Annotated in this window: 3 protein-coding genes (1 of these 3 running past the window's edge); all 3 read right to left on the bottom strand. The window is 68.8% G+C overall.

What is annotated here, in order from left to right:
- Tightly spaced (each overlapping or abutting the next), the 3 genes in view from LC490_RS04780 to LC490_RS04770 form a layout consistent with a single transcriptional unit that may run on beyond the window.
- Positions 1-3,111, bottom strand: partial view of a non-ribosomal peptide synthetase gene (locus tag LC490_RS04780; protein ID WP_223619455.1) — the 5' end (the start) only. The gene continues 3,702 nt to the left of window position 1, outside the view; the window shows 3,111 of its 6,813 coding nt (coding positions 1-3,111); it begins with the start codon at positions 3,109-3,111; its stop codon lies off the left edge, out of view.
- Positions 3,108-6,494, bottom strand: coding sequence for a non-ribosomal peptide synthetase (locus LC490_RS04775; RefSeq protein WP_223619454.1), 3,387 nt, complete (start codon positions 6,492-6,494; stop codon positions 3,108-3,110). The genes LC490_RS04780 and LC490_RS04775 overlap by 4 nt, the downstream gene beginning before the upstream one ends.
- On the bottom strand, positions 6,484-13,143 hold the full coding sequence (locus LC490_RS04770) for a non-ribosomal peptide synthetase (RefSeq protein ID WP_223619453.1): 6,660 nt from the start codon (positions 13,141-13,143) through the stop codon (positions 6,484-6,486). The genes LC490_RS04775 and LC490_RS04770 overlap by 11 nt, the downstream gene beginning before the upstream one ends.

The raw sequence follows: 13,143 nt of genomic DNA, 5'->3' as shown, positions 1-13,143 counted from the left end.
GAAGGCGCTCGGGATCATGTACTCGGCCAGCTCGCGCGCCAGCGCTTCGCGCAGTTCGGCCGCGCTCGGTTCGGCGCCGTCGGCGGCGATGAAATACGCCACCAGGCGCTTGTCGCCCGGCTGGTCTTCGCGCGCGATCACCACCGCCTCGGCGATGCCGGCGCAAGCGGCCAGCTTGGCTTCGATTTCGCCCAGTTCGATGCGGAACCCGCGGATCTTGACCTGGAAATCGTTGCGGCCGAGGTATTCGAGATCGCCGTCGGGCAGCCAGCGGCCAAGGTCGCCGGTCTTGTACAGCCGCGCCTGCGGCGAGGCCGAGAACGGATCGCGCAGGAAGCGCTCGGCGCTGAGTTCGGCGCGGTTGAGATAGCCACGGGCGACGCCGTCGCCGCCGACGTACAACTCGCCGGCCACGCCGACCGGCACGGGCTGCAACTGACCGTCGAGCACGTACAGCTGCAGGTCCGGGATCGCGCAACCGATCACGCTGCCGCGGGCCTGGCGCACGTCCTCGGCGCGGATGCGCCGATAGCTCGCGTGCACGGTGATCTCGGTGATGCCGTACATGTTGATCAACTGCGTGCGTTCGCAATCGTTGCGCTCGATCCACGGCGCCAGGGTGTGCAGCTCCAGCGCTTCGCCGCCGAAGATCACCGCGCGCAGCGCATGCGACCGATCGCTGCGCGCCTGCGCCGCGATCAGCGCGCGGAACGCACTCGGGGTCTGGTTGAGCACGGTCACGCCTTGCTCGGCGAGCAGTTCGTAGAACTCGGCCGGGGTGCGCGCGCACAGCTCCGGCACCACCACCAGGCGGCCGCCGTGGAACAGCGCGCCCCAGATTTCCCAGACCGAGAAGTCGAACGCGAACGAGTGGAACAGGGTCCAGACGTCGTCGCGGCCGAACTCGAACCAGGGCCGGGTCGCCGCGAACAGGCGCACGACGTGGCCGTGTTCGACCATCACGCCCTTGGGTTGGCCGGTCGAGCCGGAGGTGTAGATCACATAGGCCAAATGATCGGGCTCGACCGCCAACGCCGGATCGTGCACGGGCCGGTCGGCAAGCGAGCCGTCGTCGAGCACCAGCAAGGGCGCATTCGCTTCGCCGAGCAAGGGCAACTCATCGCGCAGGGTGGCCGAGGTCAACACCGCCACCGGCGCGCTGTCGCCGAGCATGTAGCTCAAGCGGTCGGCCGGATACACCGGGTCCAGCGGCACGTAACCGGCGCCGGCCTTGAGAATGCCGAGCACGCCGACCAGCATGTCGAAACCGCGCCCGATGCAGATCGCGACGCGATCATCGGCGCGCACGCCGAGTTCGAGCAGACGGTGCGCGACCTGATTGGCGCGGCGGTTGAGTTCGCCGTAGCTCAGGCGGGCGCCGTCGAAGTTGAGCGCAACGGCGTCGGGATCGCGCGTCGCCTGGGCCTCGAACAGGCCGTGGATGCTGTCCTGGCTGCGGAAGCTGGCGCGGGCGGCGCCGAAGCCGCCGAGCACTTGCTCGCGCTCGGACGCCGGCAACACTGGTAGACCGCGCAATGCACGCTGCGGCTCGCGTGCGAGCGCATCGACCAGCGCAAGCACCGCGGTTTCCAGATAGGCCATCAGGCGCGGGCCGTCGATGCCCGGCACCGCCAGGGTCGACAGACCGAAGCCGTGGCCGCGGTCGTTGACCGACATCGTCAGCGGGTAATTGGTGCGGTCCTCGCCGCCGATGCGGCGCATGCCGGCCCAGACCCTCGCGGCGTCTTCCGACTCGGCGGCGCTTTCCTGGTGGCTGTGGCGGTAGTTGAGCAGGGTAGTGAACAAGGGCGTCGGTGCGCGCACGCCGCTGCAGCGCTGGGCCAGCGCCAGCGAGGCCTGCTCGTGAGCGAGCAATTCGCCGAGCGCGCGATAGGCGTCGCGGACCGCGTCGCCGACCTCCACCCCGGCCAGCGCGACCCGCATCGGCAAGGTGTTGATGAACATGCCGACCACGTTCTCGGCCACGTCGGCGCCCTGCAGGCGGCCGGACAGCACCGTGCCGAACACGACCTCGTCGCGGCCGCAGCACTGGCCCAGGACCTGTGCCCAGGCCACATGGAACAGCACCGCCGGGGTCACGCCGTGGTTGCGCGCGGATTCGCGGATCGCCGAGGCCAGCGCGTCGTCGAATTCGACTCGCGCTTCGGCCACGGCGGCGCCGTCGCCCTGCACGTCGAGCACGCCGAACGGCGCGGTGGCTTCGTCGATATGGCCCAGCTGCGCGCGGAAATAGGCCTCATGTTCGGCATCGCCGACAGCGCGGGTGCGGGCGATGAAATTGCGGTACGGCAACGGCGCCCGCAGCAAGGCGCCCTGCCCCTGCAGCAGCAGATGGATCTCGCCGAGGATCAGCTCCATCGTGACGTGGTCGCAGACCATGTGATGGTTGAGCAAGGCCAGCAACCATTCGCCGCTGTCGCCATCAAACACGATCTGCGCGGCCAGGTTCGGCGCGCGTTGCAGGTCGATGCGATGGCGGCGCGGATCGGTGCGCCGCAGCAGGCAGTCCATCGCGGTCTCGCCGGCGTCCGGGGTCAGTTCTGTCAGCGGCAACGGCGCGCGGCGATGCACCACCTGCACCGGCTCGGTCAGGCCCTGCCAGCGCACCGCGCTGCGCAGGATGTCGTGGCGATCGATCACCGCCTGCAACGCGCCGAGGAAGGCGTCGAGGCGGTCGCGCGCCGCGAAGGCTACGACCGAACGCAGCAGATAGGTATCGCCGCCGTCCTCGCCTTCGAGCAGGTGGTGGAACAGGATCCCTTCCTGCAACGGCGCCAGCGGATAGATGTCCTGGATGTTGGCCACGCCACCTGGCACGGCCGCAACGATGCCGTCGATCTGCTCCTGGCTCAAGCTCACCAGCGGCAACATCTGCGGAGTGATCTTCGCCGATGCCTCGCGGCCGCCGCCCACCAGATCGACGCCGTCCTCGACCGCCATCGCCAGCAGCGCCGGCTTGTGCAGTTTCAGCTGCTCCAGCAGTTCCGGGCCCATCGCGCCGCGCGGCGCGCGGATCGACAATTCGCCTTGCTTGACCAGCACGGCGACGCCGAGTTCGCGTAATCGGGCCAGCAGTTCGTCGAGACTCATACTTGGAATTCCTCGGTGTCCGCGTCCGCGCCGGAGGCGGCGAACACGTCGGGGATCAGATTGGCCGGCACCTGGTAGGCGTCGGAGGCGGCGCCGGCGATCGGCACCAGGCGCTGCGCGAGTTCGCTCAGGCTCGGTGCGGTGAACACCGCGCCGATGTCGGCGTTGTAGCCGCGTTGGCGCAGGCGCTCGATCAGCACCATCGCCAGCAGCGAGTGGCCGCCAAGTGCGAAGAACTGGTCGTGGCGGCCGACCCGCTCGACCCCGAGCAGGGCCTGCCAGACTTCGGCAACGGCGAGTTCGGCCTCGCCCTGCGGCGCTTCATAGGCGCGCGCGGCCACCGCCGAGGCGTCCGGCGACGGCAACGCGGCGCGGTCGAGCTTGCCGTTCGCGGTCAGCGGCCAGGCCTCGACCACCACAAAGGCGCTCGGCAGCATGTATTCGGCCAGCTCGCGCGCCAGCGCTTCGCGTAGTTCACCCGGCTGCGGCACGGCGCTGCTCTCGGCCAGGACGTAAGCGACCAGGCGTTGATCGCCGGGGCTGTCTTCGCGGGCGATCACGATAGCCTCGGCGACGCCAGCGCAGGCGGCGAGCCGCGTCTCGATTTCACCGAGTTCGATGCGGAAGCCGCGGATCTTGACCTGGAAATCGTTGCGGCCGAGGTATTCGAGTTGGCCGTCGATCCTCCAGCGCGCGAGGTCGCCGGTGCGGTACATGCGCGCGCCGGCGACGCCCACGAACGGGTCGTCGAGGAAGCGCTCGGCGCTCAGTTCGGGGCGGCCGAGATAGCCGCGCGCGACCTGCACCCCGCCGATATGCACTTCGCCGGCGACGCCGACCGGCACCGGCGCGCCGAGGCGGTCGAGCAGATAGATGCGGGTGTTGGCGATCGGCTGGCCGATCGGCACCGCGTCGGCGGCGGACGGCGCCTCGCCGGCCTCGCTGACGTAAACGGTGCAGCCGACCACGGTTTCGGTCGGGCCGTATTCGTTGATCACCACCGAGGCCGGCAACACGCGTTCGCGGAAACGCTGCAGGCCGCGGCGGGTCAGTTGCTCGCCGCCGACCACCAGCACGTGCGCGGTCGCAGACACCGGTACGGCGGCCAGATTGGACAGCGCGTCCAGATGCGCCGGGGTCAGCTTGAACAACCACGGCTGCTTATGGCCGGCGTAGTCGAGCAACTGGCCCAGGCAAGCTTGCGCTTGTTCGGCCAGCAGCACCACCGGCTTGCCCGCGAGCCACGGCGTCAACAAGCTGGTCACGGTGGCGTCGAAGCCGAACGGCGTCGCCACCAACGCGCCCTGCACCGCCGCGCCGAGGTATTCGCGCCGCGCGTGTTCGAGATAATTCACCAGGCCCTGGTGATGCACCATCACGCCCTTGGGGCGCCCGGTCGAACCCGAGGTGTAGATGACGTAGGCCAGATGCGCCGGCGTCAGCACGGCGACTTGCGGGGCGTCTTCGGCGCCGTCCGACCACTGGCTTTCGTCGAGAGCGAGCAGGCTCGCGGTCGACGACAAGGCCTCGATGCGGCCGCGCAGCGACGGCGACACCAGCACCGCCACCGGTGCGCTGTCGCCGAGCATGTAGGCCAGGCGCTCGTCGGGATAAGTCGGCTCCAGCGGCACGTAGCCCGCGCCGGCCTTGAGCGTGGCGAGCAGGCCGATCGCCATCGCCTCGCTGCGCTCGGTGCAGATGGCGACGCGATCATCGGGTTTCACGCCGAGCGCTATCAAGCGGTGCGCCAGTCTATTGGCACGGCGCTCGAGTTCGGCGTAGCTGAGCCGGGTCTCGCCGCAGATCAGCGCGACCGCCTCAGGCGTGCGCGCAGCCTGCGCTTCGAACAGCTCGTGCGCGCAGCGGTCCTGCGAATAGGCCGCGACGGTGTCGTTGCAGGTCTTCAGCAGACGCTCGCGTTCGGCCGCATCGAGCAAAGGCAGACGCGCGACCGTGGCGCTGTCGTCCGCCGTCATCGCTTCGAGCAGGCTCAGCAGATGCCCGGCGTAGCGCTGCATGGTGGCGCGGTCGAACAGGTCGGTGGCATAGGCGAAGCTGGCTTCGAGCGCCTCGCCGGTGTCGTTGACCGCCAGTTCCAGATCGAAATGCGCGGTCTGGCGCGGCGTGTCGATCGCCGACAGTTCCAGTTCCGGCAGGCGCAACACGCCGCCGGCGGCGGTATTGTTGAACGCCAGCATGGTCTGGAAGATCGGGCTGTGGCTGAGCGAACGCTGCGGCTGCAGCGCCTCGACCACCTGCTCGAACGGCAGGTCCTGGTGGGCATAGGCGTCGAGCGTGGTCGCCTTGATCCGCTGCTGCAGCTCGGCCGTGCTCGGCTCGCCCTGCAGGTCGACGCGCAACGCCAGGGTGTTGAGGAACAAGCCGATCAGCGGTTCCAGCTCGCTGCGGCGGCGGTTGGCCACCGAGGTGCCGATGACGACTTCGTCCTGACCGCTCAGGCGCGACAACAGGGTCGCCCAGGCCGCGAGCAAAGTCATGAACAAGGTGGTGCCGTGGCGCTGCGACAGCGCGCGCAGGCTCGCGGTCAACGCCGCCGGGATCTGCAGGTCGAAGCGATCGCCGGCATAGCTCTGCGCGGCCGGGCGCGGCCGGTCGGTCGGCAGCTCCAACAGCGCCGGCGCGCCGCTCAGGCGCTCGCGCCAGAATTCGATTTCCTGCTGCAGGGTCTCGCCCCGCAGCCACTGCCGCTGCCACGCGGCGTAGTCGGCGTACTGGATCGCCAACGGCGGCAGCGGATCGTCCTGGCCCTGGCTGAAAGCGGTGTACAGCGCGGTCACTTCCTTGACCAGCACGCCGAGCGACCAGCCGTCGGAGACGATGTGGTGCTGGGTGACCAGCAGCACATGCTCGTCGTCGGCCAGGCGCAACAGGCGCCCGCGCACCAGCGGTCCGGCAGCGAGGTCGAACAAGGCATGCGCCTCGGCGAGGCCGCGTTCGGCCACCGCCGCTTCGCGCGCATCGGCGGACAAGCCGCTCAGGTCTTCTTCGATCAGGTCGAAACCGCGCTCGGCCGGGTCGATCATCTGCGCCGGGGTACCGTCGACGGCGACGAAGCGGGTGCGCAGGTTCTCGTGGCGCACCACCAGACGGTCGAGGGTGGCCTTCAGCGCATCGCGATTCAGACGACCGCGCAGGCGCAGCGCCACCGGCATGTGGTAGGCGGCGCTAGCGGCGTGGTCGAGACGGTCGAGGAACCACATGCGCTGCTGCGCCCACGACAACGGCAGGGTCGCAGCGCGGTCGGCGCGCTGCATCGGCGGCGTGACCACCGTCTCGCGGCGCGCGCCTTCGCGCTTGCGCAACTGCTGCAGGGCCACGGCGCGCCGCAGCTGTTCGAGCTTAACGCTTTGCTCATCGTTCATCGACGGCGTCCTCCGACAACAGGGCCAACAACTCGCTCTCGCTCAGTTCGCCGAGCGACTGCTCGATGTCGGCGACGTCGCTCTCGGCGAAGGATTCGATCTGCGCCGACACCACCAGCCCGGCGAGGAAGGACAAGGTCGGCTGCTCGAACAGGGTGCGCAGCGGGATCTCGACTTCGAAGCGCTCGCGCACCCGGATCGCCAGCTGCATGATCAGCAGCGAGTGACCGCCGAGTTCGAAGAAATGGTCGTGGCGGCCGACCCGCTCGATGCCGAGCAAGTCCTGCCATATCTCGGCCAGGGTCTGCTCGACTTCGCCGAGCGGCGCTTCGTACTCGCGACTGGCCAAGGCCGACTGGTCCGGCGACGGCAAGGCCTTGCGGTCGAGCTTGCCGTTCGGGGTCAACGGCAACGACTCCAAAGCGACGAACGCGCTCGGGATCATGTACTCCGCCAAGTCGCGCGCCAGCGCTTCGCGCAGGTTGGTCACCGAGATCTCGACGCCCTGCTCCGCCACCACATAGGCCACCAGGCGCTTGTCGCCGCTGTCTTCTTCGCGTGCGATCACCACTGCTTCGCGCACGCCGTCGCAGGCAGTCAGGCGTGCTTCGATCTCGCCCAGCTCGATGCGGAAACCGCGGATCTTGACCTGGAAATCGTTGCGGCCCAGGTACTCGATGGTGCCGTCGGCGCGCCAGCGGCCGAGGTCGCCGGTCTTGTACATGCGCGCATCGGCTTCGGTCGAGAACGGGTCGCGCAGGAAACGTTCGGCAGTCAGCTCCGGGCGATCCAGATAGCCGCGTGCGACTTGTACGCCGCCGAGGAACAGCTCGCCCGGCACGCCGACCGGCACCGGCTCGCCGCGGCTGTCGAGCAAGTACACCGGCGTGTTCGCAATCGGACGGCCGATATTCGGGCCGCCGACCGCATCGCGGATGCTGCCGATGGTCGCATCGACCGTGCACTCGGTCGGGCCGTACATATTGTGGAAGTGGATGCTCGGCGAGGCCTTGAGCTTGTCCCACATCGCCTTGCCGATCGGCTCGCCGCCGAGCAGCACGCTGGTCGGCTGATGACCGGGCTTGCCGATCAGGCCGGCCGCCAGCAACACCTCCAACTGCGAGGGCGTGCTGTCGAAGGCATCGATGCGGTAGCGGTCGATGAACTCCAGCATCGCCGGGCCGTTGGCGCGGATCGACTGCGGGATCAGCACCAGGGCGTGGCCCGACAGCAGTTGCAGGATGCCCTTCAGCGACATGTCGAACGAGAACGCCGCATTGAGGGCGACACGAGAACCGGCGCCCAATTCGCGATGGGTGGTCTCGCCCATCACCCGCCAGAAGTTCACCGCCGAGCGGTGCTCGACCATCACGCCCTTGGGCTGACCGGTCGAACCGGAGGTGTAGATCACGTAGGCCAGATTGCGCGGCGTCAGGCCAGCGATGCTTGGATTGCTTTCGCTCTGCTCGACCAACGACTCGTCGTCGAGCACCACCAGCGGCAGTGGCGACGATTCCAGCATCGGCATCGCCGCGCGTAAGGCCGACTGGGTCAGCAGCGCGATGGGCCGGCTGTCTTCGAGCATGTAAGCCAGGCGCTCGATCGGATAACTCGGGTCCAGCGGCACGTAAGCGGCGCCGGCCTTGAGCACGCCCAGCAAGCCGACGATCATCGCCACGCTGCGTTCGGTGCAGATCGCCACACGGTCGTCGGGTTTGACGCCGAGCGCGATCAGACGGTGCGCGACCCGGTTGGCGCGGCGGTTGAGTTCGCCGTAGCTCAGCACATCGTCTTCGACTAACAGCGCCTCGGCATCCGGCGTGGAAGCCGCCTGTGCCTCGAACAAGGCATGCATCGTGCGGTCGTGCACCGCATCCGCGCGCTGGTCGTTGAACTCGCCCAGCACTTGCTCGCGTTCGGAGACCGGCAGGATCGGCAACGCCTGCAACGGCGTGTCGCCGCCGGCTTCGAGCGCGCCGATCAAGGACTCCATCGCAGTCTGCATGTAGCGGACCACGCGCGGGCCGTCGATGCCCGGCACCGACAGCGCGGTCAGGCCGAAGCCCTGGCCGAGGTCCTCGACCGACATGGTCAGCGGATAGTTGTTGCGGGTGTCGTCCTTGAGCACGTACACGCCGTCCCAGGCCTCGGCCATGGCCTGCTCCTCGGCGGCGTTGCCGGGCTCGTGGCTGTGGCGATAGTTGAGCAAGGCGGTAAACAAGGGCAACGGCGGCGCGATCGCGCTGCACCGCTGGGCCAGGGCCAGCGAGGCCTGCTCGTGGGCCAGCAGTTCGCTGAGCCGATGGTGGGTGTCGCGCACCGCCTCGGCCACGGCTGCGCCGCCGACCGGGATGCGGATCGGCAAGGTGTTGAGGAACATGCCGACCACTTGGTCGGCGCCCTCCGAACCCTGCAGGCGGCCCGACAGCACCGTGCCGAACACCACTTCGTCGCGGCCGCTGCAGCGCGCCAGCACTTGCGCCCAGGCGACGTGGAACAGCACCGCCGGGGTCACGCCGCGCTCGCGCGCTAGTTCGCGGATGCGCCGCGCCAACGCGTCGTCGAACACGATCCGCGCTTCGCGCGCCTGCTCGCCGCTGCTCTGCACGTCGAGCACGCCGAACGGCGCGGTCGGTTCGTCGACATGGCCGAGCTGCTCGCGGAACCAGGCCTCGTGTTCGGCCTCGGGCACGGCGCGGGTGGCGGCGATGAAATTGCGGTACGGCAGGCTCGCCGGCAGCGCGTCGCCGCGGCCCTGCAACAGGGCCAGGATCTCCGACAGGATCAGCGCCATGGCGACGTGGTCGCCGCTGACGTGGTGGCGCAACAAGGCCAGCAGCCATTCGCCGCTGTCCGGGTCCTGGGCACGGAACGCCGCCAGGATCGGCGCGCGCTGCAGGTCCAGGCGCATGCGGCGCGGGTCGGTGTGGGCGAGCAACTGCGGCAGGGCCGGCGAATCGGCCGACAGTTCGGCCTCGTGCAGGGGCAACGGCGCCTGCCGGTACACGACCTGCACCGGCTGCGGCAGGCCCTGCCAGATCACCGCGCTGCGCAGGATGTCGTGGCGGTCGATGACCTGCTGCAAGGCATCGAGGAACGCGTCCATGCGCTCGCGGCCGTCGAAGCCGAGCACGGTGCGCAGCAGATAGGTATCGCCGCCGCTGTCGTTCTCGAGCATGTGGTGGAACAGGATGCCTTCCTGCAACGGCGCCAGCGGGTAGATGTCCTGGACGTTGCCGGCGCCGCCGGGCACGGTGGCGACGATGGCGTCGATCTCGGCCTGGTTCAGCGTCACCAGCGGCAGCAGCTCGGGGGTGATCGCGGTGGTACCGGCGACGATCAGGTTCGGCGCGACCTCCGCCGCCGGCGCTTCGGCCTCGCCGGCGATCTTGCCGGCCAGCACGCTCAGCACCGGAGTGGTGAACACGGTGCGCACGTCGACGTTGAGGCCGCACTGGCGCAGGCGTTCGATCAGGCTGATGACCAGCAGCGAATGCCCGCCCAGTTCGAAGAAGTGGTCGTGGCGGCCGACCCGCTCGATCCCGAGCAGGTCCTGCCAAACCCCGGCGATGGCCTGCTCGGTCTCGCCTTGCGGCGCTTCGTATTCGCGGCTCGCCAGCGCGGACTGATCCGGAGACGGCAAAGCCTTGCGATCCAGCTTGCCGTTCGGGGTCAACGGCAACGACTCCAAAGCGACGAACGCGCTCGGGATCATGTACTCGGCCAAGTCGCGGGCCAGCGCTTCGCGCAGGTTGGTCACCGAGATCTCGGCGCCCTGCTCCGCCACCACATAGGCCACCAGGCGCTTGTCGCCGCCGTCGTCTTCGCGTGCCACCACCACCGCTTCGCGCACACCGTCGCAGGCGGCCAGGCGCGCTTCGATCTCGCCGAGTTCGATGCGGAAACCACGGATCTTGACCTGGAAATCGTTGCGGCCCAGGTATTCGATCGTGCCGTCGGCGCGCCAGCGGCCGAGGTCGCCGGTCTTGTACATGCGCGCATCGGCTTCGGCCGAGAACGGATCGCGGACGAAACGTTCCGCGGTCAGCTCCGGGCGATCCAGATAACCGCGTGCGACCTGCACGCCGCCCAGGAACAACTCGCCCGGCACACCGACCGGCACCGGCTCGCCGCGCGCGTCGAGCAGATACACCGGCGTGTTCGCAATCGGTCGGCCGATATTCGGGCCGCCGACCGAGTCCCGAATGCTGCCGATGGTGGCGTCGACCGTGCACTCGGTCGGGCCGTACATATTGTGGAAGTGGATGCTCGGCGACGCTTTGAGCTTGTCCCACATCGCCTTGCCGATCGGCTCGCCGCCGAGCAGCACGCTGGTCGGCTGATGACCGGGCTTGCCGATCAGGCCGGCCGCCAGCAATACCTCCAACTGCGAGGGCGTGCTGTCGAAGGCGTCAATGCGGTAACGGTCGATGAAGTCCAGCATCGCTGGGCCATTGGCGCGGATCGACTGCGGAATCAGCACCAGGGCGTGGCCCGACAGCAGTTGCAGGATGCCCTTCAAGGACATGTCGAACGAGAACGCGGCGTTCAAGGCCACGCGCGACGGCTTCGTCAGTTCGCGATGGGTGGTCTCGCCCATCACCCGCCAGAAGTTCACCGCCGAGCGATGCTCGACCATCACGCCCTTGGGCTGGCCGGTCGAACCGGAGGTGTAGATCACATAAGCCAGGTTGCGCGGTGTCAGGCCTTCGACGCTCGGATTGCTTTCGCTGTACTGAGCCAGCGACTCGTCGTCGAGCACCACCAGCGGCAGCGGCGAAGATTCCAGCATCGGCATCGCCGCGCGCAGCGCCGACTGGGTCAGCAAGGCGATGGGCCGGCTGTCTTCCAACATGTAGGCCAGGCGCTCGCTCGGATAGCTTGGGTCCAACGGCACGTACGCCGCACCGGCCTTGAGCACACCCAGCAAGCCGACGATCATCGCCACGCTGCGTTCGGTGCAGATCGCCACGCGGTCGTCGGGTTTGACGCCGAGCGAGATCAAACGATGGGCGACTTGGTTAGCGCGGCGGTTGAGCTCTGTGTAGCTCAGTGCTTCGTCTTCGACCAACAGCGCTTCGGCATCCGGAGTGGAAGCCGCCTGCGCCTCGAACTGCGCATGAATCGTGCGGTCGTGCACCGCATCGGCACGCAGATCGTTGAACCCGCGCAGCACCTGCTCGCGCTCGGCCGTGCTCAACAAGCTCAGCTCGCCGACCTTGCGCGCATCGCCGCCGACCATGCCCTGCAGCAGCGCGATCCACTGCCGCACCATGCGCTCGGCGGTGGCGCGGCCGAACAGGTCGCTGGAGTACTCCAGCTCGCCGCTGAGGTCGTCGCCGGCATCGCCGAGCAACAGGCGCAGGTCGAAATGCGCCTTGGCATTGGTCGCCGGGACCGCGCTCAGTTCCAGACCGGGCAGCGCCAGACTGCCGCTGTCGGGCGTGTTGTCGAGGGTCAGCATCACCTGGAACAAGGGGCTGTGGCCGAGGCTGCGCTCCGGCGCCAACGCCTCGACGACTTGCTCGAACGGCAGCTCCTGGTGGGCATAGGCGCCGAGCGTGGTGGCCTTGACCTGGGCCAGCAGCTCGGCGACGGTCGGGTCGTCGCGCAAGTCGACGCGCAGCGCCAGGGTGTTGATGAACAGACCGATCAGCGGTTCGAGTTCGGTGCGGGCGCGATTGGCCACCGGCGTGCCGATCACCACCTCATCCTGACCGCTCAAGCGCGACATCAACGCCGACCAACCGGCCAGCAGGGTCATGAACACGGTGGTGCCGTGACGCTGCGACAACGCGCGCAGGGCCGCGGTCAGCGCCGCCGGCAACGCGACCGGGATGCGGTCGCCGGCATAGCTCTGCAGCGACGGGCGCGGACGGTCGCCGGGCAGTTCCAGCAGGGTCGGCGCGCCGCCCAGGTGGGAACGCCAGAAGTCGATGTGTTTCTGCAAGGCCTCGCCCTGCAGCCACTGGCGCTGCCACACCGCGTAGTCGGCGTATTGCACCGGCAGCGCCGGCAAGGGGTCGGCGCGGCCCTGAGTGAAAGCGGTGTAGAGCGCGCTGACTTCGCGCACCAACACGCCCATCGACCAGCCGTCGGAAATGATGTGGTGCTGGGTCACCAGCAGCACGTGCTCGTCGTCGCCGACGCGCAGCAGGCGGCCGCGGATCAGCGGGCCGGCGGCGAGATCGAACGCCGCCAGCGCTTCGTCGCGGCCGATCCGAGTGGCCTCGGCTTCGCGCTCGGCCGGCGCCAATGCGCGCAGGTCGTGATCGACCAGAACGAAGCCGATCTGTTCCGGCGCGATCTCCTGCCGTGCCGAACCGTCGACGCCGACGAAGCGGGTGCGCAGGTTTTCGTGGCGGGCGACGATGCGGTCGAGCGCCGACTGCAAGGCCAGGCGGTCGAGCCGGCCCTTCAGGCGCAGCGCTGCCGGCACGTGATAGGCCTCGCCGGCCGCCTGGTCGAGCCGGTCGAGGAACCACATGCGCTGCTGCGCCCACGACAACGGCAATTCGCCGTCGCGATCGGCACGCGCGATCGGCCGCGCGCCATCGGGCTGCGCGGCCGGGGTCGCCGACTTGTTGAGTCGGCGCCGCAGCAGTTCCAGTTTCAGCAGCTCGATGTCCGCCGACGATTCCTTAGACAT

Source organism: Lysobacter sp. ESA13C (genome assembly GCF_019970005.1).
Lineage (GTDB): Bacteria > Pseudomonadota > Gammaproteobacteria > Xanthomonadales > Xanthomonadaceae > Lysobacter > Lysobacter antibioticus_B.
This window is presented reverse-complemented; position numbering and strand designations above follow the sequence as displayed.